Source organism: Pseudomonas sp. LBUM1656, from assembly GCF_059716065.1.
Genome location: NZ_CP166800.1, coordinates 3,554,167 through 3,579,586, shown reverse-complemented (window position 1 = coordinate 3,579,586; position 25,420 = coordinate 3,554,167). Strand labels below are relative to the sequence as shown.

The 25,420-nt window shown below is 60.9% G+C and carries 22 protein-coding genes; 10 read left to right on the top strand and 12 right to left on the bottom strand.

The genetic code is table 11. The annotated features are described in order from the left end of the window. Positions 1-28 precede the first annotated feature (28 nt). The 7 genes from exaC to ACA072_RS16045 all read left to right on the top strand — a co-directional run bounded on the left by exaC (position 29) and on the right by ACA072_RS16045 (position 7,938). Entirely contained in the window at positions 29-1,549 is a 1,521-nt protein-coding gene (exaC, locus tag ACA072_RS16075; RefSeq protein WP_497618927.1) for an acetaldehyde dehydrogenase ExaC, read from the top strand. Positions 1,550-1,806: 257 nt separating this feature from the next. Further along, positions 1,807-1,878: a pyrroloquinoline quinone precursor peptide PqqA gene (pqqA, locus tag ACA072_RS16070; protein ID WP_010455123.1), complete on the top strand. Its 72-nt coding sequence runs from the start codon at positions 1,807-1,809 to the stop codon at positions 1,876-1,878. A 53-nt stretch (positions 1,879-1,931) separates the two neighbouring features. Beyond that, positions 1,932-2,846, top strand: a complete 915-nt coding sequence (pqqB, locus tag ACA072_RS16065; protein ID WP_497618925.1) for a pyrroloquinoline quinone biosynthesis protein PqqB — start codon at positions 1,932-1,934, stop codon at positions 2,844-2,846. Between the two features lie 126 nt (positions 2,847-2,972). Further along, positions 2,973-3,725, top strand: a complete 753-nt coding sequence (pqqC, locus tag ACA072_RS16060; RefSeq protein WP_497618923.1) for a pyrroloquinoline-quinone synthase PqqC — start codon at positions 2,973-2,975, stop codon at positions 3,723-3,725. Further along, positions 3,722-4,855 carry a pyrroloquinoline quinone biosynthesis protein PqqE gene (gene pqqE / locus ACA072_RS16055; RefSeq protein WP_497618921.1) on the top strand — a complete coding sequence of 378 codons (1,134 nt, stop codon included), beginning with the start codon at positions 3,722-3,724 and terminating at the stop codon, positions 4,853-4,855. The genes pqqC and pqqE overlap by 4 nt, the downstream gene beginning before the upstream one ends. Before the next feature lie 208 nt (positions 4,856-5,063). After that, the gene (ercA, locus tag ACA072_RS16050) at positions 5,064-6,227 is read left to right on the top strand and encodes an alcohol dehydrogenase-like regulatory protein ErcA (protein WP_438662146.1); all 1,164 of its coding nucleotides are present in this window, start codon (positions 5,064-5,066) and stop codon (positions 6,225-6,227) included. Next, complete coding sequence (locus tag ACA072_RS16045; protein WP_497618919.1) at positions 6,211-7,938, top strand: hybrid sensor histidine kinase/response regulator; 1,728 nt, start codon at positions 6,211-6,213, stop codon at positions 7,936-7,938. Before ercA ends, ACA072_RS16045 begins: the two co-directional genes overlap by 17 nt. Here the strand turns inward: ACA072_RS16045 and ACA072_RS16040 are convergent. The 9 genes from ACA072_RS16040 to copC all read right to left on the bottom strand — a co-directional run bounded on the left by ACA072_RS16040 (position 7,935) and on the right by copC (position 16,792). Beyond that, positions 7,935-8,807 (bottom strand): aldose 1-epimerase, encoded by an 873-nt coding sequence (locus tag ACA072_RS16040; protein WP_497618917.1) that lies wholly within the window; start codon positions 8,805-8,807, stop codon positions 7,935-7,937. The genes ACA072_RS16045 and ACA072_RS16040 overlap by 4 nt on opposite strands. Positions 8,808-9,031: 224 nt before the next feature. Continuing rightward, positions 9,032-10,312, bottom strand: coding sequence for a TRAP transporter large permease (locus ACA072_RS16035; protein ID WP_497618915.1), 1,281 nt, complete (start codon positions 10,310-10,312; stop codon positions 9,032-9,034). Continuing rightward, positions 10,313-10,840, bottom strand: coding sequence for a TRAP transporter small permease (locus ACA072_RS16030; protein WP_497618914.1), 528 nt, complete (start codon positions 10,838-10,840; stop codon positions 10,313-10,315). A 78-nt stretch (positions 10,841-10,918) separates the two neighbouring features. Beyond that, the gene (locus ACA072_RS16025) at positions 10,919-11,890 is read right to left on the bottom strand and encodes a TRAP transporter substrate-binding protein (RefSeq protein WP_094471975.1); all 972 of its coding nucleotides are present in this window, start codon (positions 11,888-11,890) and stop codon (positions 10,919-10,921) included. A gap of 61 nt (positions 11,891-11,951) precedes the next feature. Then, positions 11,952-12,845, bottom strand: a complete 894-nt coding sequence (locus ACA072_RS16020; RefSeq protein WP_497618912.1) for an SMP-30/gluconolactonase/LRE family protein — start codon at positions 12,843-12,845, stop codon at positions 11,952-11,954. 53 nt (positions 12,846-12,898) lie between these two features. Beyond that, complete coding sequence (locus ACA072_RS16015) at positions 12,899-13,717, bottom strand: NAD-dependent epimerase/dehydratase family protein (RefSeq protein WP_497618910.1); 819 nt, start codon at positions 13,715-13,717, stop codon at positions 12,899-12,901. A 292-nt stretch (positions 13,718-14,009) separates the two neighbouring features. Then, entirely contained in the window at positions 14,010-15,305 is a 1,296-nt protein-coding gene (locus ACA072_RS16010) for an OprD family porin (RefSeq protein WP_497618908.1), read from the bottom strand. Between the two features lie 260 nt (positions 15,306-15,565). After that, the gene (gene copD, locus ACA072_RS16005) at positions 15,566-16,423 is read right to left on the bottom strand and encodes a copper homeostasis membrane protein CopD (protein WP_497618906.1); all 858 of its coding nucleotides are present in this window, start codon (positions 16,421-16,423) and stop codon (positions 15,566-15,568) included. Between the two features lie 3 nt (positions 16,424-16,426). After that, entirely contained in the window at positions 16,427-16,792 is a 366-nt protein-coding gene (gene copC, locus ACA072_RS16000; RefSeq protein WP_497618904.1) for a copper homeostasis periplasmic binding protein CopC, read from the bottom strand. 138 nt (positions 16,793-16,930) lie between these two features. Between copC and ACA072_RS15995 the strand changes: the two genes are divergently transcribed. Further along, positions 16,931-17,551, top strand: a complete 621-nt coding sequence (locus ACA072_RS15995) for a TetR/AcrR family transcriptional regulator (protein WP_497618902.1) — start codon at positions 16,931-16,933, stop codon at positions 17,549-17,551. 111 nt (positions 17,552-17,662) lie between these two features. Here ACA072_RS15995 and preA read toward each other — a convergent pair whose 3' ends face one another. The 3 genes from preA to hydA all read right to left on the bottom strand — a co-directional run bounded on the left by preA (position 17,663) and on the right by hydA (position 21,905). Beyond that, a complete protein-coding gene (preA, locus tag ACA072_RS15990) occupies positions 17,663-18,937 on the bottom strand; it encodes an NAD-dependent dihydropyrimidine dehydrogenase subunit PreA (RefSeq protein WP_497618900.1) in 1,275 nt (424 codons plus the stop codon). Beyond that, positions 18,938-20,305 carry an NAD(P)-dependent oxidoreductase gene (locus ACA072_RS15985; protein WP_497618898.1) on the bottom strand — a complete coding sequence of 456 codons (1,368 nt, stop codon included), beginning with the start codon at positions 20,303-20,305 and terminating at the stop codon, positions 18,938-18,940. A gap of 160 nt (positions 20,306-20,465) precedes the next feature. After that, positions 20,466-21,905: a dihydropyrimidinase gene (gene hydA / locus ACA072_RS15980; protein ID WP_497618896.1), complete on the bottom strand. Its 1,440-nt coding sequence runs from the start codon at positions 21,903-21,905 to the stop codon at positions 20,466-20,468. A 553-nt stretch (positions 21,906-22,458) separates the two neighbouring features. On the opposite strand from hydA, the gene ACA072_RS15975 reads away from it, so the two are divergent. Both ACA072_RS15975 and ACA072_RS15970 read left to right on the top strand, forming a co-directional pair. Continuing rightward, a complete protein-coding gene (locus tag ACA072_RS15975; RefSeq protein WP_497618894.1) occupies positions 22,459-23,943 on the top strand; it encodes an NCS1 family nucleobase:cation symporter-1 in 1,485 nt (494 codons plus the stop codon). Positions 23,944-24,084: 141 nt separating this feature from the next. Further along, positions 24,085-25,368, top strand: a complete 1,284-nt coding sequence (locus ACA072_RS15970; protein ID WP_497618893.1) for a Zn-dependent hydrolase — start codon at positions 24,085-24,087, stop codon at positions 25,366-25,368. The last annotated feature ends 52 nt before the right edge of the window (positions 25,369-25,420 follow it).

Below are 25,420 nucleotides of genomic sequence, written 5' to 3'. Positions count from 1 at the left end.
CAGGCATCGACCCAGACAGAGGCCCACCATGATCTATGCACAACCCGGAACACCCGGCGCCGTCGTTTCTTTCAAAGCGCGCTACGGCAATTTCATCGGCGGCGAGTTTGTTGCCCCGGTCAATGGCGAGTACTTCACCAACACCTCACCGGTCACCGGTGAAGTGATCGCCGAGTTCCCGCGCTCCAGCGCCGCCGACATTGAAAAAGCCCTCGACGCCGCCCATGCCGCGGCGGATGCCTGGGGCAAGACCTCGGCTCAGGATCGCTCGCTGGTACTGCTGAAAATCGCCGACCGCATCGAACAGAATCTGGAAATCCTCGCTGTCACTGAAACCTGGGACAACGGCAAGGCCGTGCGCGAGACCCTCAATGCCGACGTGCCATTGGCCGCTGACCATTTCCGTTACTTCGCCGGGTGCATCCGCGCTCAGGAAGGCGGCGCCGCCGAGATCAACGAGCTGACCACCGCCTACCACTTCCACGAGCCATTGGGCGTGGTCGGACAGATCATCCCGTGGAACTTCCCGTTGCTGATGGCTGCCTGGAAACTCGCCCCGGCCCTGGCTGCCGGCAACTGCGTGGTGCTCAAACCCGCTGAGCAGACGCCGCTGTCGATCATGGTCTTCGCCGAGCTGATCGCCGACTTGCTGCCGGCCGGCGTGCTGAATATCGTCCAGGGTTTCGGTCGCGAAGCGGGTGAAGCGCTGGCCACCAGCAAGCGCATCGCCAAGATCGCGTTCACCGGCTCCACTCCGATTGGCGCGCACATCATGAAGTGCGCGGCCGAGAACATCATTCCGAGCACCGTCGAGCTGGGCGGCAAGTCGCCGAACATCTTCTTCGAAGACATCATGCAAGCCGAGCCGCAGTTCATCGAGAAAGCCGCCGAAGGTCTGGTGCTGGCGTTCTTCAACCAGGGCGAAGTCTGCACCTGTCCGTCGCGAGCGTTGGTGCAGGAATCGATCTACGACGACTTCATGAAAGTGGTGATGCAGAAAATCGTCAAGATCAAGCGCGGCGACCCGCTGGACACTGAAACTATGGTCGGGGCCCAAGCGTCCGAGCAGCAATACGACAAGATCCTCTCGTACCTGAAAATTGCTCAGGAGGAGGGCGCCGAACTGCTCACCGGCGGCGCGGCCGAACGCCTTGAGGGCGACTTGTCGACGGGTTATTACATCCAGCCGACCCTGCTCAAGGGCCACAACAAGATGCGCGTGTTCCAGGAGGAAATCTTCGGCCCGGTGGTGGGTATCACCACGTTCAAGGACGAAGCCGAAGCCCTGGCGATTGCCAACGACAGCGAGTTCGGCCTCGGCGCCGGTCTGTGGACCCGCGACATCAACCGCGCCTACCGCATGGGCCGGGCGATCAAGGCCGGGCGCGTCTGGACCAACTGCTACCACCTGTACCCGGCGCACGCTGCGTTCGGTGGCTACAAGAAGTCCGGTGTCGGCCGCGAAAACCACAAGATGATGCTCGACCATTATCAGCAGACCAAAAACCTGCTGGTGAGCTACGACATCAACCCGATGGGGTTCTTCTAGCCCCGTAAGCGCGCCGCAACTCCTGTGGGAGCGAGCCTGCTCGCGATGAGGCCAGTACATTCAACATCTCAGTTGACTGATACACCGTCATCGCGAGCAGGCTCGCTCCCACATTGGTTTTGTGTGTACCGGAAACCGCGCAAACACCCCCTACCAACGCACGCCGCCACCTCGTTCCAAAGTAGCATTCGATCACTTGGCGCCCCGTGCATTAATGGCTTTACCGGAATAACCCGGCACAAGAAGAGGATTGACCCATGTGGAATAAACCCGCGTTCACCGATCTGCGCATTGGTTTTGAAGTGACGATGTATTTCGCCAACCGTTGATTGTCCACCCGGCCAACCGTGGCGTTGGCCGGGTCTGCCTTCTGGAGCCCGCCATGCACATCCGCGTTCTTGGTTCCGCCGCTGGTGGCGGTTTTCCGCAATGGAACTGCAACTGCCGCCAGTGCGCCGGAATGCGCAATGGCAGCCTGCGCGCGCAGCGTCGCACGCAGTCGTCGATTGCCCTGAGTGACAACGGTGTGGAGTGGGTGCTGTGCAATGCTTCACCGGACATTCGCGCGCAGCTTGAAGGTTTCCCGGCGATGCAGCCGGCCCGTCGGTTGCGCGATACGGCAATCGCCGCGGTGGTGCTGCTGGACAGCCAGATCGACCATTGCACCGGCCTGTTGAGCCTGCGCGAAGGTTGCCCACACTCGGTCTGGAGCACCGAACGCGTACATCAAGACCTGAGCAGTGGCTTTCCCTTGTTCACCATGCTTGAACACTGGAACGGCGGTTTGCAGTGGCAACCGGTCGGACTCGACCGTGAACCGTTCAGCATAGCGGCCTGCGAACACTTGCAGTTTCGTGCGATTCCCTTGGTGAGCAACGCACCGCCGTACTCGCCCAATCGCGGCAATCCGCAGCCGGGCGACACCATTGGTTTGTTTATCGAAGACCTGCGCAGCGGCGCCAGCGTGTTCTATGCCCCGGGCCTTGGGCAAGTCGACGACGAAGTCCTGAGCTGGATGCAACGCGCCGACTGCCTGCTGCTGGATGGCACGTTGTGGCGCGACGACGAGATGCGCGTGTGCGAAGTCGGCCAGAGCCTCGGTAGTGAAATGGGGCATCTGCCGCAGAGCGGTCCTGGCGGGATGCTTGAGGTGCTGGAGGGGTTTGGCCGCCAACGCAAGGTGCTGATCCACATTAACAACACCAACCCGATCCTCGATGAAGACTCGGCAGAGCGGGCTTTGTTGGAGCGGCGGGGGGTTGAGGTCGCGTTTGATGGCATGAGTATTGAGCTGTAGCGGATGGCCTCTTCGCGAGCAAGCCCGCTCCCACAGGGTCTTGGGTACATCGCAAATCCAGTGTGGGAGCGGGCTTGCTCGCGAAGAGGCCAGACCAGACACCGCAGAGCTTCCAGGAGAGGCCCAATGACTGACACACCGATGTCCCCCAGCGAATTCGAGCAAGCCCTGCGCGCCAAAGGCGCCTGCTACCACATCCACCACCCCTTCCACCAAGCCATGTACGCCGGCCGCGCCACCCGCGAGCAGATTCAGGGCTGGGTCGCCAATCGCTTCTATTACCAGGTGAACATCCCGCTGAAAGACGCCGCGATCCTCGCCAACTGCCCCGACCGCGACGTGCGCCGTGAATGGCTGCAACGCATCCTCGACCACGACGGCGTCCCCGGCAGCGAGGGCGGCATCGAAGCCTGGTTGCGGCTGGGCGAAGCGGTGGGACTGGACCGTGAACAAATCCTCTCCCAGGAACGGGTGTTGCCCGGCGTGCGTTTCGCCGTGGACGCCTACGTCAATTTCGCCCGTCGCGCCTGTTGGCAGGAAGCGGCCAGCAGTTCGCTCACCGAGCTGTTCGCGCCGCAGATCCATCAGTCCCGTCTCGACGCCTGGCCCACGCATTACCCGTGGATCGACCCGGCCGGTTATGACTATTTCCGCACGCGCCTGAGCCAGGCGCGGCGCGATGTCGAGCATGGTTTGCGCATTACCCTGGCGCACTACGTGACGTTCGAAGGCCAGCAACGCATGCTGGAGATTCTGCAATTCAAGCTCGATGTGCTGTGGAGCATGCTCGACGCGATCAGCATGGCCTACGAGCTGGGGCGTCCGCCGTATCACACCGTCACCACGGAGAAAGTCTGGCACCGGGGGATCACCCTGTGAACCTGATCGAACAGCCACCCGGTCCGCCCTTATGGTTACTGGCAGAGCTGACGTATCGCTGCCCGTTGCAATGCCCGTATTGCTCCAACCCGCTGGATTTCGCCCAGCAAGGCGAGGAGCTGAGCACTGAAGAATGGATTCGGGTGTTTCACGAAGCGCGGGAGATGGGCGCGGCGCAACTGGGTTTTTCCGGTGGCGAGCCGTTGGTTCGCCAGGACCTCGCCGTGCTGATCAAAGCCGCGCGGGACATGGGTTACTACACCAACCTCATCACCTCGGGTATCGGCCTGACCGAGCAAAAAGTCCGCGACTTCAAGGTCGCCGGGCTGGACCACATCCAAATCAGCTTTCAGGCCGCCGACGAGCAGGTCAACAACATGCTCGCCGGCTCGCGCAAGGCCTTCGCGCAGAAACTTGCCATGGCCCGGGCGGTGAAAGCCCAGGGTTACCCGATGGTGCTGAATTTCGTCACCCATCGGCACAACATCGACCAGATCGCGCAGATCATCGACCTGTGTCTGGAACTGCAGGCGGACTTCGTCGAACTGGCGACGTGTCAGTTCTATGGCTGGGCCGAGCTCAACCGCGTCGGCCTGTTGCCGACCCGTGAGCAATTGCAGCGCGCCGAGCGCATCACTAATGAATACCGCGAGCGTCTTGAGGCCCAAGGCCATCCCTGCAAGCTGATCTTCGTCACCCCGGATTACTACGAAGAGCGCCCCAAGACCTGCATGAACGGCTGGGCCAACCTGTTTCTCGACATCACCCCCGACGGCACGGCGCTGCCTTGTCACAGCGCCCGTCAGTTACCGGTGGAGTTTCCCAACGTGCGCGAGCACAGCATCTCGCACATCTGGACCGAATCGTTCGGCTTCAATCGCTTTCGTGGCGATGCCTGGATGAAAGAGCCGTGCCGCTCCTGCGATGAAAAACACAAGGACCTGGGCGGCTGCCGCTGTCAGGCGTTCATGCTCACCGGCGATGCCGAAAATGCCGACCCGGTGTGCAGCAAGTCGCCGCACCACGACGTTATCCTCAAGGCCCGCGATGAAGCGGATGCGCCGGGGCAGGGCATGGAACACCTGACGTTGCGTAACGAGAAGGCTTCGCGGCTGATCTATCGCGGATAGCCCTTCATGCACACAACCCCTGTAGGAGCCGGCTTGCTGGCGATGAGGCCCGCGAGCCATACGTCGCCAGTGCGGTCGCCATCGCCAGCAAGCCGGCTCCTACAGGGGATCTGCGGTGAATGGGGACCAGCCATTGGTCTGATTGCATTCACAGCCGGATGAGTTAGTGTGGCTCTTACCTTCCAAAACAATAAAAACAGGCTTTCCAATGAGCCAGAGTCTCAGCCAGCTGCGTAAATTCGTTTCGCCTGAAATCATCTTTGGTGCCGGATGCCGGCACAACGTCGGCAACTGTGCCAAAACCTTTGGTGCGCGCAAGGTATTGGTGGTCAGCGACCCCGGTGTGATTGCCGCCGGTTGGGTGGCCGATGTCGAAGCCAGCCTGCAAGCCCAGGGCATCGACTACTTTCTCTATAGCGACGTGTCGCCCAACCCGCGGGTCGAGGAAGTCATGCGCGGCGCCGAGCTGTACAAGGAAAACCACTGCGATGTGATCGTTGCGGTCGGCGGTGGCAGCCCGATGGATTGCGGCAAAGGCATCGGCATCGTCGTCGCCCACGGACGCAACATCCTTGAGTTCGAAGGCGTCGACACCATCCGCGTGCCCAGCCCGCCGTTGATCCTGATTCCGACCACCGCCGGCACCTCGGCCGATGTCTCGCAGTTTGTGATTATTTCCAACCAGCAAGAACGTATGAAGTTCTCCATCGTCAGCAAGGCCGTGGTGCCGGACGTGTCGCTGATCGACCCGGAAACCACCCTGAGCATGGACCCGTTCCTGTCGGCCTGTACCGGCATCGATGCGCTGGTGCATGCCATCGAAGCCTTCGTCTCCACCGGTCACGGGCCACTGACCGACCCGCACGCGCTGGAAGCGATGCGCCTGATCAACGGCAACCTGGTGCAGATGATCGCCAACCCGACGGACATCGCCCTGCGCGAGAAGATCATGCTCGGCAGCATGCAGGCCGGTCTGGCGTTCTCCAATGCGATCCTCGGTGCGGTGCACGCGATGTCCCACAGCCTCGGCGGCTTCCTCGATTTGCCCCACGGCTTGTGCAACGCGGTGCTGGTGGAACACGTGGTGGCGTTCAACTACAGCTCGGCGCCGGATCGCTTCAAGGTGATCGCCGAGACCTTCGGTATCGATTGCCGTGGCCTCAATCACCGGCAGATTTGCGGGCGTCTGGTCGAGCACCTGATCGCCCTGAAACACGCGATCGGCTTCCATGAAACCCTCGGTTTGCACGGGGTCAGCACTGCGGACATTCCGTTCCTGTCGCAACACGCCATGCACGACCCGTGCATCCTCACCAACCCGCGCGAATCCAGCCAGCGTGATGTCGAGGTCGTCTATGGCGAAGCCCTCTGACGAGCAGCAACGCGCGCTCGCCGGGCTACTGGGATTAGGCAGCCACTCGGCGCGCAAGAGCCATTATCCGGAACTCTCCGCACGGCTGGACGAGCTGGAAGCCGAGCGCAATCGCTACAAGTGGCTGTTCGAAAACGCCGTGCACGGGATCTTCCAGGCCAGCCTCACGCAAGGCATGCGCGCCGCCAACCCGGCGCTGGCGCGGATGCTCGGTTATCAGGACCCGCAAGAGGTGCTGTTCTCGCTGGCGGACCTGGCGAGCAACCTGTTTGTCGGCGGTACCGGGGAGCTGGAAAACATCGGCGAAATCCTCCGGCACCAGGGCAGCCTGCACGGTTACGAAACCCAGTTGCGGCGCAAGGACGGCAGCAGCCTCGACGTGCTGATGAACCTGCTGCTCAAGCCCGATCAGGAAGGATTGGTGGAGGGTTTTGTCGCGGACATCACCGAACGCAAACTCGCCCAGCAACGCCTGCAACAACTCAATGACGAACTGGAACAGCGGGTCACCGCGCGCACTGATGAATTGCTGGAAGCCAACCGCAACCTGCAACAGCAGATCACCCAGCGTAAACAGATCGCCGAAGCCTTGCGCGACGCCCGGGACGCCGCCGAGGCCGCCAATCGCAGCAAAGACAAATACCTCGCCGCCGCCAGTCACGATTTATTGCAGCCGCTCAACGCTGCGCGGTTGCTGATCTCGACGTTGCGCGAACGCAAATTGCCCGATGTCGAACAGGTGTTGGTGGAGCGCACGCACCAGGCGCTGGAAGGCGCTGAAGATTTGCTCACCGATCTGCTGGATATTTCCCGGCTCGATCAGGCCGCCGTCAAACCGGACGTCGCGTTGTACCGACTCGACGAGTTGCTCGCGCCACTGGTCTCGGAGTTCCAGTCAGTGGCCGAGGCCGCCGGGTTGAACCTGCGGGTGCACATGGGCGATTACGCTATTCATACCGACCTGCGCTTGATGACGCGGATCTTGCGCAACTTCCTCAGTAACGCCTGCCGTTATACCGATGAGGGCGCCATTCTGCTGGGGGCCAGGCGGCGCGGCGACAGGCTGCGCCTGGAAGTGTGGGACACCGGGCGCGGGATCGCGGCGAACAGGCTGGACTCGATCTTCCTGGAGTTCAACCAACTGGATGTCGGGCGCGCCGCCGACCGCAAGGGCGTGGGGCTGGGGCTGGCCATCGTTGAGCGTATCGCCAAGATCCTCAACTACCGGATCCAGGTTCAGTCGCGGCCGGGACGCGGTTCGGTGTTCCGCATCGACGTGCCGATTTCCCATGAGGTGCCGCTGCCGATCAGTCTGGCCGCGCCGCAACCTGGCACGGGCAATCCGTTGCCGGGCCGGCGCCTGCTGGTGCTGGACAACGAAGTGAGCATTCTTGAGAGCATGAGCGCGCTGCTCGGGCAGTGGGGCTGTGAGGTGGTCATTGCCACGGATGAGCACTCAGCGTTGGCCGCTTTGAAGGGGCGGGCGCCGGAATTGATTCTCGCTGATTACCACCTCGATCACGGGATCGTCGGCTGTGATGTGGTGCGGCATTTGCGCGAGCATTTCAATCAGGCGATTCCAGCGGTGATCATCACTGCTGACCGCACTGACCAGTGCCGACGTTCGTTGCAGCGACTCGATGCGCCGCTGCTCAACAAACCGGTGAAACCCGGCAAGTTGCGTGCGGTGTTGAGTCAGATGCTGGGCTAGTCAAGCTTGCGATAGTGCAGGCTGAAACCGAGTTCGGCGGATTGACCTTGCTCCAGCAAACGCAGCCCCGGTCGGCCAGGCAAGTGGTGGGCGTTGACCGGGTGGCTGACCGGTTCGATGCAGAAAAATTCCAGGCCCACCGGGCAGTAAAGCAGGTAGTAATCGCTGCCGGTGGCCTGGCATTCCAGTTCGTAACCGAGTTCGGGTTGCTGGATCAGGCAATGACCGTCCCATTCGCAGAAACCGTTGTCGACCAGTGTGTCGGGCAGCGCTTTGAGTTGCTGGAAGTCCCACTCGGCGGGCAGCTCCATCAGCTCGGTCGGCAATTTCGATCCATCGCATAACCAGGTTTTTTCAGCCTTGGCCTGCAGCCGGGTGTTCGCTGTGCGCGGAAAGTACGGATGCAGTCCGAGCCCATGCCAGGCGGGGTGTTTGGCCAGGTGGGTGACGTGTAACTCGATGCTCAATCGGCCCTCGTTCAAATGAAACCGCTGCCGGGCGCGATAGGCGAAGGGTGCAGCGCTGTTGAGTTGCAGGACGACTTCGTCCTGGGTCTGCGACACCACCTGCCACGGTTGTTGCCAGGCGCTGCCGTGAATCGGCAGCGGGTCGGTGAGGCTGTTAGGCTTCAAGGCGAGCCAGCCATCGGGGCAGTCAAAACCCCCTTCGGCGATGCGGTTCGACCACGGAATCAAGGGGTAGCAACCGAGTTTTCCTGGCAGGCCAGTGTTCAGCGCGTGGGCGTCGTTGTGGCGCAGCAGCGGTTGCCCGGTGCTGCGAACGGTCCAGTTGACGAGGCTGCCACCGAGTTCGGGGGCGAGGGTGAGGTGGGTGAGTTCGTCTGTGAGTTCGAGAATCTTTGGCGTCATATCTGTCGAGCCCTGATGAAAGAACACCGATGTTCCCTGTAGCAGCTGCCGAGCAGCGCGAGGCTGCGTTCGGCGACGAAGTCGTCGTGAAATCAGGCCGCGCGGTGCATCAGGGTGACCGCATGCGCAGGTTTTACGACGACTGCGTCGCCGAACGCAGCCTCGCGCAGCTCGGCAGCTGCTACAGGATGTGCGTGCCCCGCGTTGACGGAGGGGCACTTTTGTTACAACACCAAATGCGGCAACCACAGCGACAGCGCCGGAATGTAGGTCACGGCCATCAGCACCAGGAACAGCACGCCGTAGAACGGCAGCAGCGCTTTCACGGTTTTTTCGATGCTGACTTTGCCCACGGCCGACCCCACAAACAATACCGCGCCCACCGGCGGTGTGATCAATCCAATCCCCAGGTTCACCAGCATGATCATGCCGAACTGCACCGGGTCCACGCCAATGCCCAGAATCACCGGCATCAGGATCGGTGTCAGGATCAGGATCAGCGGCGCCATGTCCATCACGGTGCCGAGCAACAGCAGCATGACGTTGATGCACATCAGGATCACGTAACGGTTGTCCGACAGGGTCAGGAACATCGTGGTGATTTTCGACGGAATCTGCATCAGGGTCATGATGTAGCCGAAGCTCGCCGCGAAGCCGATCAGGATCATGACGATCGAAATGGTCCGCACCGTGCGGTGCATCAGTTTTGGCAGCTCGCTCCATTTGTAGTCGCGGTAAATGAACATGGTCACGAAGAACGACCACAGCACCGCAATCGCCGCCGATTCGGTGGCGGTGAAGATACCGGAGAGAATCCCGCCGAGGATGATGACCATGGCCATCAGGCCCCACATCGCTTCGCCGCAGATTTTCAGCGCCTGCTTCAAGGGAATGACTTCGCCCTTGGGGTAGTTGCGCTTTTTCGCGAAGATCAGGCACAGCACCATCAGGCACGCGCTCATCAACAGGCCCGGGACCACGCCGGCCATGAACAGCGACGCAATCGACACCGTGCCGCCAGCCGCCAGCGAGTAGAGCACCGAGTTGTGGCTTGGCGGCGTCAGCAGGGCTTGCACCGAGCCGCTGACGGTGACCGCCGTGGCGAATTCCCGGGGATAGCCACGGCGTTCCATTTCCGGAATCAGCACTGAACCGACCGAGGCGGTGTCGGCCACCGACGAGCCGGAGATTGCGCCGAAGAACGTCGAGGCCATGATATTGACCAGCGACAAGCCGCCACGGACAAACCCCACCAGCACGCCGGCAAACGCCACCAGCCGCCGGGACATGCCGCCCTCGGCCATGATCGCGCCCGCCAGGACGAAGAACGGAATCGCCAACAGGGAGAATTTGTTCACGCCGCCGGCGACCTGAATCATCAGCGCCTGGAACGGGATATCGATCCACCACGCACCGATCAGGGCGGAAAGCCCCAGTGCGTAGGCGACCGGCATGCCGATCAGGATCAACGCGATAAAACTGCCCAACAGAATCAACGCGTCCATTCAGGCAGCCCCTTCGCTTTCTTCAACCAGGTCGAAACGTACGACCCGACGGTTGCTCTGATCACCGAGCAAGAGTTTTTCCAGTACAAAAATGAGCGTCAGCACACCGCCAATCGGGATCGGCATGTAGGTGATGCCGACGCGCAATCCAGGCATCGCACTCATGAACTGATTCCAGGTCGACAGGCACAGCTTGGTGCCCCAGATCGCCATGAACAGGCAAATGGTCGCCATCAGCAACTGGGAGAAAATACTCATGGCTCTGCGCAACTCAGGCGCCATGCGGTCGGTGAGCATCGCCACGGCCATGTGCGCGCCGGCACGGTAACTGGCGGCGGCGCCGATGAAGGTGAAGACCATCATCAGCAAGATGGCGGTGGGCTCCGGCCAGCTTGAGCCGGTGCCGAGCACGTAGCGGGCGAAGACGCCCCAGGGAATGATCAGGGAAATCGTCAGGACCGACAGACCGGCGACCCAGATGCAGGTCATGTAAATCCTGTCGTTGATGCGTAGCAGCAGATTCTTCATCGGGTTCCACCGTAACCGGGCGCGCGCTGACATACACCAACGTCAACGGCGCCGGGCCTTTCAAGAGGGCAGGGAGGGTTACTGAACGGCTTCGATGCGCTTGATCAGGTCGGCGTAAGGCGCGCCATATTTCTCGCGGATCGAGGCGGTGGCCTCATAGAAAGGTTTTTTGTCGACGGTGATGAACTCGACACCCGCAGCCTTGAGTTTCTCTTCGCTGCTAGCCGATTTTGCATCCCACAAGGTGCGTTCCTGCGCCTGTGCGGCTTTGGCGGTTTTCTTCACCAGCACTTGCTGCTCGGGGGTGAGTTTGTCCCAGGTGATTTTCGACATCACGATCGGCTCAGGCAGGATCAGGTGCCCGGTCAGGCTGTAGAACTTGGCGTTCTGGTAGTGGTTGTGTTCGAGCAGGGTGGGCGGGTTGTTTTCCGCGCCGTCGATTACGCCGGTCTGCAAGGCGCTGAAGATCTCGCCGGTGTCCATCGCAATGCCGTTGCCGCCCATGGCGTTGATGGTCTCGATGAACATCGGGTTGCCTTGCACACGGATTTTCATGCCCTTGAGGTCTTCCAGTTTACGCACCGGTTTTTTCGTGTAGATGTTGCGCGTGCCGCCGTCCATCCAGGCCAGGGCGACCAGGTTGAATCCGGAGTTGGTGATCTTGTCGAGGATCTCGTCGCCGACGTCACCGTCGATGACTTTGCGCATGTGCGCCTGGTCGCGGAACACGAACGGCATGTTGAACACGTTCACGTCCGGCACCACCGGCCCGACGATGCCGAGGCTGACCCGGGCCATCTGGATGGCGCCGACCTGGGCTTGTTCAACCACTTCTTTTTCCGAGCCGAGCACACCGCCGGCGAACATCTTGAAAGTCAGCGTGCCGTTGCTGTCGGCCACCAGGGTTTTGCCCAGTTGTTCCTCAGCCACCACGGTCGGGTAACCGGCGGGGTGGATGTCGGCGAATTTGATTTCCAGCGCCTGGGCGGCACTGCTGAGGGTGAAGGCCAAGGGGAGTGCAGCGGCGAGCAAGGTGCGTTTGAAGTCCATGGGGGTGTCTCCAGTTTGTTATTTTTTTTGTATTCAAGGCGCAGCGGTGCAGCAGAAACGGTTAAAGCAGATCGTTGAACAGCGGTTCCGGTAAACCTTTGACGCCGGGGTTGAGTGCGAACACGCCGCCGGCCAATGACTGAGGGTCATGGTCGTCACCGGGGCGGATCGAGGTCACGAACAGCGTGTCCAGTCGACTGCCACCGAAGGCGCACATGGTGGGTTTTTTCACGGGGACGGCGAGGGATCGGTCCAGTCGGCCGTCCGGGGTGAAGCGGTGAATCAGCCCGGCGTCGTTGGCGCAGATCCAGTAGCAGCCTTCGGTATCAACGGCGGCGCCGTCGGGGCGACCGGGGAATTGATTCATGTCGACGAACAGTCGCCGGTTGGACGGCGTGCCGCTGTCGATGTCGTAATCGAAGGCCCAGATTTGCTGGACCAAGGGATGGGAGTCAGACAAGTACATCGTCTGGCCGTCCGGGCTGAAGCCCAGACCGTTGGGCACGATGAACCCGTCGAGTCGCGCATCGAGTGGCCCACGCTGCCCGGCGCTGTAGCGATACAACGTGCCATCGGCGGCGTTGGCGCCCATGTTGAGCACCATGCTGCCAGCCCAGAAACGCCCCTGACGATCACAACGACCGTCGTTCAGGCGCATGTCGGGACGGGCATGATCGACGTGCGCGAGCAATTCGCTGTCGAGGCTGCCGTCGTTGTGCGGGTGCAAATGGAAGAAGCCGCTTTCCATCCCCGCCACCCAGCCGCCGTCGCTGTGACGGGTGATGCAGGCAAGCATTTCCGGGGCGGTCCAGGCATGGACATGGCCGCTGTCGGCGCTCCAGCGCTGCAGTCCACCGGCAGGAATATCCACCCAATACAGGGCGTTCTCCTCGGGGACCCAGACCGGACTTTCACCGACCGCGTTTCGGGCATCGACAATCAATTCGGCTTGCATGGCAACTCATTCCCTTGGGTTTTTGTTGTGGTGATCAAGTGAGGTCAGCGGGTTCAGTCACCGAACGGGCCGGCGGCGACAAACGCGCCACCCTGGTAAACCATGGCCGGGTCATCAGCGGCTGGCATCGGTTGCGCTTCGACTTTGTCGCGGAACACTTCGGAGGTGTCCTGAGGTGCAAAACCCAAGGCGGTCGCGAGACGGTTGTCCCACCAGACGTTCTTGTTGTCGGACATGCCGTAGACCACGGTGTGGCCGACGTTGGGTGCGTACAGCGCGCGTTCGAGCAAGTGGGTCAGGTCACCAAAGCTCAGCCAGGTACTCATCATTCGGCGGTTTTGCGGTTCCGGGAACGAGGAGCCGATGCGAATGCTGACGGTCTCGATGCCGTAGCGATCGAAATAGAAACTGGCCATGTCTTCGCCGTAGGACTTGGACAAACCGTAGTAGCTGTCCGGGCGGCGAGGGCAGTGGGCGTCGATGGTTTCGCCTTGTTTGTAGAAACCGATGACGTGGTTGGAGCTGGCGAAAACCACCCGCTTCACGCCATGGCGGCGCGCGGCTTCGTAGATGTGGAAGACGCCGCAGATGTTGGCGCCGAGGACTTCTTCAAATGCGTGCTCCGTCGATACGCCGCCGAAATGCAGGATCGCGTCCACGCCTTCGACCAGTTGGTGCACGGCCTGCTTGTCGGCCAAATCGCAGGTGACGACCTCTTCGCGGTCATCGACGGCAGGTGCCATGTTGGCGATGTCCGACAGGCGAATGACGTTGGCATAAGGGCGCAGGCTTTCGCGCAAGACTTTACCGAGGCCACCGGCGGCGCCGGTCAGCAGCAGGCGATTGAAAGGGGCTGTAGGAGTGGTGGTCATGGGAGTCCCTGTGTACGCAATTTTTGTTGTAGGTTGTCGTATGACTGTGTCGAAGTATCGTTAGGCTTTCCGAGTCTTGTCAACGCGACTTTGGTTGAAAATGACGGAGGGTCGCCAAACGCACTGAACCTGTGGCGAGTGAGCTTGCTCCCGTCGGCCGGTCCGCGTTCGGGCGAAGCAGTCGTAAATCGGACAACCCTTTTTTCCTGGAGGATTGCAGGGGGCCGCTTCGCAGCCCAGCGGGAGCAAGCTCCCTCGCCACAGGATCGATGTGAATGCAAAGAGTTCAGCGTTACAACAACGAAATCGGGTAGCTGATGAAGATCCGGTTTTCGTCGAATTCGTTGGTGCTGAAGCTCTTGCGGATGGTCGCGTTGCGCCATTTGACGTTGAGGTTCTTCAGCGGGCCGCTTTGCACGGTGTAGGCCAGTTCCGATTCGCGGCCCCATTCCTTGCCATCGGTGATCGCGCCGGTGTGCACGTTATCGCCGCTGATATACCGGTTCATCATCGTCAGGCCGGGGATGCCGAGGGCGACGAAGTTGTAGTCGTGGCGCAGCTGCCAAGATTTTTCCTTGGCGTTGTCGTAGCTGGAGTTGTAGCTGTCGTTGGCCAGGGTGCCGCCGCTGGTGCCGTTGACGCGCATCCAGACATCGTCGCCGCTGAGTTTTTGCAGGCCGACGTAGAAGGTGTTGCCGCCATACTTGGCCGAGAGCATGGCGAACGCGGTCTTGTTGTCCAGGTCGCCGGCGAAGGCGCTGCCGTCTTCCTTGCCGATGAAATAACCGAGGTTGGCGCCCAGGGTCCAGTCGCCGATGGGCTGGCTGTGGCTCAGGTTGAAATATTGCTGCTGGTAAATATCGCTGAGTTCCGAGTACCAAACGCCGACCTGGGTGCGCTTGTCGTTGAACGCGTATTCGCCGCCACCGAAGTTGAAGCGGTCCGAGGTGAACGCGGCTTTGGTGTTCATGGACATGTCTTCCATGCTCGCATCGTTGCGCGGGCTGTTCTGGCGGAACTGGCCGCCGTAGAGCGTCAGGCCGCTGATCTCGGTGGACGTCACCTGGCCGCCCCGGAACGTCTGCGGCAGCGATCGGCCATCGTCGGAGCGCAGGATCGGCAGCACCGGCATCCATTCCCCGACCTTCACTTCGGTCTTCGAGATTTTGCCTTTGAGTGCCACGCCCATGCGGCCGAAATTGTCGGCAGGACGGCCGTCGTCGTGGATCGGCAGCAGCTGCGTACCGCCCGTGCCTTTTCCGCCGTCGAGTTTTTGCGAGTACAGGCCCAGCACGTCCACGCCGAAACCCACGGGGCCCGGGGTGAACCCAGACTTGGCGTCGAGGATGAAGTTCTGCGTCCACTCTTCAGACTTGCCCTGTGGGTAGGCCGGGTTGGTGTAGTTGCGATTGATGTAAGCATTGCGCAGGTTCAGCGTGGCTTTGGCGTCATCGACGAAACCTTCGGCGTTACTGGTTATGGGCAAGGCAAAGGCGAGGCTGCTGCAACCAATCAGGCTCAGGGTGTGGCGGCGGACGAAGGTCGGGCGAGGGGTGCTGGCGAAGGAATTGCGGACGAGTGTGCTCACAGTGACGCTCCCTTTTTTTTGTTGTTTTTATTTTTTGTCATACGTCGTCGTACAACATTAGGAGGATTATTTGCGAGGGATTCAGGGAATGTCAATCAGAAGTTATACGATGACTTGCGAATGCGGACGCAATCCCTGTGGGAGCGGCGGTGCGACGATTCGACTTGCTCGCGAAGGCGGTGTATCAGTCGACATCAGCGTTAACTGAAACACCGCCTTCGCGAGCAAGTCGCACGGCCGCTCCCACATTAGATCTGCGTTTAGCCAGCGATCATCGGGGGCAGGGTGCCCAGCAGGGAAATCGCTGCAACCGCGCCAATCCCCAGCAACCATTCCACAATTACGCTGGTTTTCAGCGTTGCCAGGCGTTGCTCGCAGTCCCTGATCCGCAGCCGGTTGACCACCGCCAACCCCAGCATCATCGCCACTAACACCACCTTGATCAGCAGAATCAACGCAAACCCGGACAACAACGGCGTCGGCCAAAACTGCCCGGTGAGTACGCGAATGTTGATCAACCCGGTCACCAGCAACCCGGCGACCAAGGCGTAACCGACGCCACTGAAACGCTGCAGTATTGCGCGGATGTCACGGCCTGCCGGTTGCCGCAGAATCATTACCAACAGCATCAACCCGCCGAGCCAGGCGCCGACGCAGGTCAGGTGAACGATTTGATTGAGGATCAGCAATTGGCCTTGAAGACCGTCGAGCATGGCGCCGTGACCGACCGGGGCGAGGGTCGCCAGCAGCAGGCTGACGAGGCCGGTCCGCAGGAGATGACTGGAGCGCCAAGGCGTCAGCAGCAGCGCCACCAACAGAACATTGAACAGCAGATGCCAGCGCCACACCTGACCGAAAAACGTATTGCCCAAAACCAGCCGCAGGGTCGACGGATCGAACGCCGCCTCCCCGGCCCCGGCCATGCTGGCGGTGATCAGCAGCAACCAGCAGACGCCACTGACCAGCGCCACCGCCGCGAGCCATCGGGTCACTCGCGCCAGCGGCTGATCCAGTACCGTGTCAGGACCTGAAAGCAAAGGCCTGAACACCCAGGCCCCGAACAGCATCAGCACCACGGTGAAATGCAGAAAGCGGCACAGCACCATCGCGCTGGTCATGAATTACTGGCCAACCTTGAAGCCGTACGCGCCTTCACTTTTGTGGGTGTCGACCGACACCGCATGCCATTCGACTTTATAAGCACCGGCCGTCAGAGGCACTGCTGGCGTGACGATCAGGGTCTTCTTGTCACTGCCTTCGGTGGCCAGGTTTTTCACCGGCACATCGGCACCGTCCTTGCTGATCGTGACCTTGGTGAACGTCGCTTCGACACCTTCGGAAAACACCAGGCGCAGTTCCGTTAGCGCGGCCACGGTGCTGTCGGCGGCCGGGGTCTGGCTTTTCAAATGGGCATGGGCAAACACCGACGAAGCGGCGAGCAGCGAGCCGAGCAGGGCGGCGGTGGTCAGGGCTTTCTTGAGCAGCATCGTGAATACCTCTGAGGCAAGTTCGAAGAGGCGCCAGTTTACCTGCGAGAACCTGGGTAGACGAAGTTTCGTTTTCCCTTGTCGCCGCGAGCTAGAGCGGATGCTAGTCTTGGCCAACGCTGTTGCCAGGGAGCCCTCATGGGCAATCACAAGATCGAGATTCGTCGCAGTAACGTCGAGAAGATTTTGCTGGGGGCCGAAAAGGTCTTCGCTGAAAAAGGCTTCGGCGGCACCGCCATGGCCGACATTGCCGCAGAAGTGCAACTGCCGCGCTCCAATCTGCATTACTACTTCAGCACCAAAAGTGAGCTGTACAGTGCCGTGCTGTTGGGGTTGCTGGAAGTCTGGAAGCAGGACGCCTTGTGCTTCGAGATGTTCGACGATCCGCGCGTGGTGCTCAGCAGTTACATCCGCGCCAAGATGAACCACTCCCGTAGCCGGCCTTATGGCTCGAAAGTCTGGGCCAACGAAATCATCCACGGCGCCCCGACGCTGGGCGAAGCGCTGGACGCGAGCCTGTACGACTGGGCGAAGATGAAAGAAGCGAAAATCCGTCAGTGGGTGGATGACAAACGCATCCTGCCGGTGGAGCCTTCAAGCCTGCTGTACATGATCTGGGCCTCGACCCAGCATTACGCTGACTTTGATCATCAGGTGAATATCCTCAATGATCATCAGCCGCTGTCGGACATGCAGTTCGAGCGGGCGGTGCAGACGGTGACGAGTGTGATCTTGCGGGGGATCGGGTTGGAGCCCTAACTCGATCGTTCCCACGCTCTGCGTGGGAATGCCTCAATGGACGCTCTGCGTCCGCTTTGGGACGCGGAGCGTCCCGGGGTGCATTCCCACGCAGAGCGTGGGAACGATCGGTTAGGGAGCAACATGGTACGGATTACGCGGATCATGATTCCAATCCAGAAACGGTTTCCCATTCTCCATCGGCACCATCTCGATGCAATCCTCCACCGGGCAGGTGATCTGGCACAAATTGCAGCCCACGCACTCATCATCAATCACTTCATACTTATGCGTCCCGTCTGCCTGTTTCAGGCTGGCGACTGCCTGGTGTGAAGTATCTTCGCAAGCGATATGGCAGCGTCCGCAACCAATACACGCCTCCTGATCGATCTTCGCGATCACCTGATAGTTGATGTCCAGGTACTTCCAGTCCGTGGTGTTGCCCACCGCGCGACCGGAAAAGTCCGAGATGCTGGCGTAACCCTGACTGTCCATCCAGCGTGACAACCCGTCCTTCATCTCCTCGACAATGCGGAAGCCATGCAGCATCGCCGCCGTGCACACCTGCACCGAGCCGCTGCCCAGGGCGATGAATTCCGCCGCATCACGCCAGCTGCCAATGCCGCCAATGCCGGAGATCGGCAGGCCTTGGGTCTGTGGATCGCGGGCGATTTCGGCGACCATGTTCAGCGCAATCGGCTTCACCGCCGAGCCGCAATAACCGCCATGGGTGCTTTGGCTGCCGACGGCGGGGTTGGCGACCATGCGCTCCAGGTTGACGCTGGTGATCGAGTTGATGGTGTTAATCAGAGACACCGCATCGGCCCCGCCGCGATGGGCCGCACGGGCGGCGACGCGGATGTCGGTGATGTTCGGCGTGAGCTTGACGATCACCGGCAGCGAGCAGTACGTCTTGCACCAGCGGGTGACTTGCTCGACGTACTCCGGCACCTGGCCGACCGCCGCGCCCATGCCCCGTTCCGGCATTCCATGGGGGCAGCCGAAGTTCAGCTCGATGCCGTCGGCGCCGGTGGCTTCCACCAGCGGCAGGATGAATTTCCACGACTCTTCGACGCAGGGCACCATCAGCGAAACGATCAGCGCGCGGTCCGGCCAGTCCTTTTTGACCTGGGTGATTTCCCGCAGGTTGATCTCCAGTGAGCGGTCGGTGATGAGTTCGATATTGTTGAAACCGACCACTTCACGGTTGGCGCCGAAAAGCGCCGAGTAACGCGACGACACGTTGACCGCCGCCGGGTCTTCACCCAGGGTTTTCCAGACCACGCCGCCCCAGCCGGCCTCGAAGGCGCGGACCACGTTGTAGGCCTTGTCGGTAGGCGGCGCGGAGGCCAGCCAGAAAGGGTTGGGCGATTTGATGCCGGCGAAGACAATCGAGAGATCGGCCATTTACGCAGCCTCCACGTTGAGCATCAGTTGAGCGTTGATGGCTTCGGCAGCCCGTTTGCCATGCTGCACGGCTTGCACGGTGAGGTCCTGATCGAGGCTGGTGCAGTCGCCGCCGGCATACACGCCGGGGATGCTGGTGCGCAGCTGTTCATCGACCTCGATTCGATCGCCCTGGCGCTTGAGTTCGCGCGCCAGCGGATCGGCGAGGGCACTTGCATCGAAGGCTTGGCCGATGGCTTTGAAAATCGCGTCGGCGGCCAGCTCGAAGGTTTCGCCAGTGCTTTGCAGGCGGCCTTCTACCAAATGCGTGCGGGCGAAGCGCATGCCGCGCACGTTGCCTTGGTCGTCGAGCAGCACTTCTTCGGGCTGTGCCCAGGTCAGCAGACGCACCTGGTTGGCTTTGGCGATGTCCTGTTCGTGGCCGGTGGCGCCCATTTCCTCGACACCACGACGGTACACCAGATTCACGTCGCGAGCCCCGAGGCGGGCCATTTGCACGGCCATGTCGATGGCCGTGTTGCCGGCGCCGAGGACGATGCAATGATCCGCCAGCGGCAGTTGGCTCAGGTCATCCGCCTGACGCAGTTCGCGGATGTACTCGGTGGCAGCGAGCAGGCCGGGTGAATCCTCGTGAGGCAAGCCGAGTTGTTTACTGGCGGCCAGGCCGAGGCCGAGGAACACCGCATCGAATTGCTGATGCAGTTCGCTGAGGGTCAGGTTTTCGCCGAGTTTCTGGCCGTGGCGGAGTTCGATGCCGCCAATCGCCAAGAGAAAATCCAGTTCCTTTTGCGCGTAGTCGTCCACCAGTTTGTACTTGGCAATCCCGTATTCGTTGAGGCCGCCAGCCTTCTCGCGGGCCTCGAAAATCACCACGTCGTGGCCGTGCATGGCACTGCGGTGAGCGCAGGACAACCCGGCCGGCCCTGCACCGACCACGGCGATGCGTTTGCCGGTGGCGGCGGCGCGCTGGAAGGGGTGTTCGCTGAAGTGCGCGTTATCGACGGCGTAACGTTGCAACAGGCCGATCAGCACCGGTGCGCACTCGTGATCGTTGTTGCGCACGCAGGCTTGCTGGCAGAGGATTTCTGTCGGGCACACCCGGGCGCAGCTGCCGCCGAGGATGTTCGCCGAGAGGATCTTCTGCGCGGCGCCCTGGACGTTCTCCTGATGGATATTGCGAATGAACGACGGAATATCGATCTCGCTCGGACAGGCGTTCAAGCACGGCGCGTCGTAGCAATACAGGCAACGCGAGGCTTCCAGATGCGCCTGGCGGTCGTTGAGTGGTGGTGCGAGGTCGGTGAAATGGCCGGCGAGGGCGGCTGCATTCTCGTAGGGATGCGGGAGGTGGTTCAGGGTCTTGATCACGGTGTTGGCCTCACGGTTATTTGAGGTGATGCCTCTGGTGGGCTGATCGTTCCCACGCTCTGCGTGGGAATGCAGCCCGGGACGCTCTGCGTCCCAATGGAACGCGGAGCGTCCCTAGAGGCATTCCCACGCGGAGCGTGGGAACGATCATCGGTACAGATCAGCGTTTCACAGCAGTCGGCCTGTTCAACTCAGCCCGCTTGCTCAGCAAATCAAACACCGCCGGGTACGCCGGCCGTTCGACATACCGCCCGGCACCACGCTCGGCGCGCAAATCACCATCGGCCCACACCACTCGGCCCTGGCTCACGGTATGACTCGGCACGCCGCGTACGGTCTTGCCTTCGAAGATGTTGAAGTCGACTTGCTGGTGATGGGTCTTCGCCGAAATGGTCCGCGTCCCCTCTGGATCCCACAGCACCAGGTCCGCATCCGCACCCACGCGAATCGCGCCTTTACGCGGGTAGAGATTGAAGATCTTCGCGGTGTTGGTGGAGGTGAGCGCGACGAAGTGCTGCATCGACAAACGCCCGGTGTTCACCCCTTCATCCCAGAGCACGGCCATGCGGTCTTCGATACCGGCGGTGCCGTTGGGGATCTTGCTGAAGTCATCGCGGCCGGCGGCTTTTTGCTCGGCGCAGAAGCAGCAATGGTCAGTGGCGGTGGTGTGCAGGTTGCCCGATTGCAGGCCATGCCAAAGCGCTTCCTGATGGCCGCGAGGCCGGAAGGGCGGGCTCATCACGTAACCGGCGGCGGTCTGCCAGTCCGGGTGTTGATAGACGCTGTCGTCCAGCAGCAAATGCCCGGCCAGGACCTCACCGTAGACTTGTTGGCCCTTGCTGCGGGCGTAGGTGATTTCGTCGAGGGCTTCCTTGGTCGAGACATGCACCAGGTACAGCGGCGTGCCCAGGGTTTCGGCGATGCGGATCGCCCGGCTCGCGGCTTCGCCTTCCACTTGAGAAGGCCTCGACAACGGGTGCGCTTCAGGGCCGGTCATGCCCTGGGCCATCAACTTGCGTTGCAGGTGATAGACCAGCTCGCCGTTTTCCGCGTGCACCGTCGGTACCGCGCCGAGTTCCAGGCAACGCTCGAAACTCGCCACCAAGGTGTCATCGGCCGCCATGATCGCGTTCTTGTACGCCATGAAATGCTTGAAGCTGTTGACCCCGTGCTGGCTGACCAGCTCGGCCATTTCCTCGCGAACCTGTTCGCTCCACCAGGTGATGGCGACGTGGAAGCCGTAATCCGATGCTGACTTCTCGGCCCACCCACGCCATTGATGGAAGGCCTCCATCAAGGATTGCTGCGGATTGGGAATGACGAAATCGATGATCGACGTGGTGCCACCGGCAAGGCCTGCCGCCGTGCCACTGAAAAAGTCTTCACTGGCGACGGTGCCCATGAAGGGCAGTTGCATGTGCGTGTGCGGGTCGATGCCACCGGGCATCAGGTATTGGCCGCTGCCGTCGAGCACTTCGGTGCCGGCCGGAACTTCAAGATGTTCGCCGATGGCTTTAATCACGCCGTCGGCGCAATAGACGTCGGCGCGATAACTTTCATCATGGGTAATAACGGTGGCGCCACGGATCAACAGAGACATTCCGAGTTCCTCGCAGGCAATGACCGACTTATGTCGGTTCTAAATGTTTTATATGAAGCCGACGCAAATATGTGTATTCCTGTCAGCGCTGTCAGGAATAGAAGCTAGTCTGAGTTTATGGAATGAGCAAGAATATTTTTTATAAGCTTATGTCTGTTTTAACGTATTGATAAATAACAATTAAAACTGAAAATCACCAAAATGGTGTGGCCTCGAACCATTTTGACGCACTTGACAGGTTCTAAAAATGAACGAGATTTCTTATGTGAAATCAGCTGCTTGAGGATGGTCTATGGTTGATGCGCAACTTTGAAAAAAAGACGTATGCACCAGATTGAGCCCTGACTGTTCGGACAACTTGCCTGGCATTCGGCCTGAGTGGACAAGCAATTAACCGAGGGCTTATCTGAACTCTATATAAAAACTGATTAACATCAGTTGGTTGCGAAGTTTTTGTGGAACTGCCCGATGCGCAGACGGGGTGCCCGGCACGTTTATTGATGCCGCCAGCCCCTGATGAGCAAAAAATAATTCAAAGAACAGTGGAGCGGCCATGCAACAGATCAGATCGCAAGTGACCGAGCGCGACGGCTTGTTTGAGCTCGAAGCCGGCAGCGACGTCCTCGACAGTCCCCGTTACAACCACGACATGGCACCGACCAAGGTGCGCGAGCGAACCTGGAACAAATGGCACATCACCGCGTTGTGGGTTGGCATGGCGATCTGCGTGCCGACCTACACCCTCGGCGGGGTGCTCACCGCCTATTTCGGCCTGAGCGTCGGCGAAGCGCTGCTGGCGATTCTGTTCGCCAACATCATCGTCTTGATCCCCCTGACCCTGAACGCCTTTCCCGGCACCAAGTACGGCATTCCGTTTCCGGTGCTACTGCGTTCCTCCTTCGGCATCCTCGGTTCCAACGTTCCGTGCCTGATCCGGGCGCTGGTGGCGTGCGGCTGGTTCGGCATTCAGACGATGTTCGGCGGACTCGCCATTCACCTGTTCCTCGGCTCGGTGTTCGACGGTTGGAAAGCCCTCGGCGGGACCGGTGAAGTGATCGGTTTCATGGTGTTCTGGGCCTTGAACCTGTGGGTGGTGATTCGCGGTGCAGACTCGATCAAATGGCTCGAAACCCTCTCCGCGCCTTTATTGGTGCTGGTGGGCGTGGGGCTGCTGGTATGGGCGATGCCGAACGTGTCGATGACCGAATTGATGGCGATCCCGCCCAAGCGTCCGGAAGGGGCCAGCGTGGTCAGTTACTTTGCCGCCGGGCTGACCGCCATGGTCGGGTTCTGGGCCACCTTGTCCCTGAACATCCCGGACTTCAGTCGCTATGCGAAAAGCCAGAAGGATCAGATCGTCGGGCAGATTATCGGCCTGCCTCTGACCATGTTTCTGTTCGCATCGCTGGGCGTAGTGATGACGGCCGCGTCGGTGAAACTGGTGGGCGTCAGCGTCTCCGATCCGGTCACCCTGATTGGCCATATCCAGAGCCCGGTCTGGGTCGCATTGGCCATGGCACTGATCATCATCGCCACGTTGTCGACCAACACCGCGGCCAACATCGTTTCGCCGACCAACGACTTCCAGAACGTCGCGCCCAAGCTCATCAACCGCACCACAGCGGTGTTGCTCACCGGCCTGGTCGGCTTGGCGCTGATGGCCCATGAGCTGTTGAAGAAGCTCGGGTTGATCGTTTCTGATTTAAGCCTGGAGACGGTGTATTCCAACTGGTTGCTGGGTTATTCGAGCCTGCTGGGCCCGATCGCCGGGATCATGGTGGTGGACTATTTCCTGATCAAGAAACAGCAACTGGACCTGGCCGGGTTGTATCGCGATGACGTGTACCCGGCGTGGAACTGGTTTGGGTTTATTGCGTTTGGCGTGCCGGTGATGCTGACGGTGCTGTCGCTGGGTAGCGATGCGTTCAGCTGGTTCTACAGCTATGGCTGGTTCACCGGCTCGGCGCTGGGTGGGCTGATTTATTACGGGTTGTGCTCGATGCGACCTAGCCCAACCGTCGTCAAATCTCCGGTGTGAACACTGGCCTCTTCGCGAGCAAGCCCGCTCCCACAGGGGAATGCATTCCAAATGTGGGAGCGAGCCTGCTCGCGATGGCGGCCGCCAAGACACCCAAGAAATGCCTGAAGAAATCCATAAGAACTGCCTGAGGAGATCATCATGAACGCTGCTGTAGACGTTCTGCAGTCCACCCATCAGCACATCAACCGCGACCGCTTGTGGCAGTCGCTCATGGACCTGGCCAAACTCGGCGCCACGGTCAAGGGTGGCGTCTGCCGCCTGGCCCTGACTGATCTGGACCGTCAGGCCCGGGACATCTTCGTCAACTGGTGCGAGGAGGCCGGTTGTACCGTCAGCATCGACGCGGTCGGCAACATCTTCGCCCGCCGCCCAGGGCGCAACCCGAACCTGCCGTCGGTGATGACCGGCAGCCACATCGACACCCAACCCACCGGCGGCAAGTTCGACGGCTGCTTCGGCGTACTGGCCGGCGTCGAAGTGCTGCGTACCCTCAACGATCTCGGTGTGGAAACCGAGGCACCGCTGGAAGTGGTGGTCTGGACCAACGAAGAAGGCTCGCGCTTCGCCCCGTGCATGATGGGTTCCGGCGTGTTCGCGGAAAAATTCACCCTCGAAGAAACACTGGCCAAGGTCGATGCCGAGGGCGTCACGGTTGGCGAAGCCCTGAATGCCATCGGCTATGCCGGCCCACGCAAGGTCAGTGGCCACGCCGTCGGTGCCTATTTCGAGGCGCACATCGAGCAAGGCCCGATCCTCGAAGACGAACACAAAACCATCGGCATCGTGATGGGCGCTCTCGGCCAGAAATGGTTCGACCTGAAACTGCGCGGTGTCGAAGCCCACGCCGGGCCGACCCCTATGCACCTGCGCAAGGATGCCCTGGTTGGCGCCGCAGTGATCGTCGGTGCCGTCAACCGTGCCGCCCTCGGTCATCAACCTCACGCCTGCGGCACCGTCGGTTGCCTGCAAGCCTATCCAGGCTCACGCAACGTCATCCCCGGCGAAGTGCGCATGACCCTGGACTTCCGTCATCTGGAACCGGCGCGCTTGGACTCGATGATTGCTGAAGTCCGCGAAGTCATCGAAACCACCTGCGAAGAACACGGCCTGACCTTCGAACTCACGCCCACTGCCGACTTCCCACCGCTGTACTTCGACAAGGGCTGCGTCGAAGCGGTACGCGGCGCCGCCCAGGGTCTGGGGCTGTCGCACATGGACATCGTCAGCGGAGCCGGGCACGACGCGATCTTCCTCGCGGAACTCGGCCCGGCGGGGATGATCTTCGTGCCATGCGAAGGCGGCATCAGCCACAACGAAATCGAAAACGCCGCGCCGGATGACCTGGCGGCCGGGTGTGCGGTGTTGTTGCGGGCGATGCTGGCGGCGTCGGCAGCGATTGCCAGCGGCCAGTTGGCGGCCTGAAACCCATGACGTGCGCTGAAACCATCAGCGCACCGCCTCAATCGTCATGCTC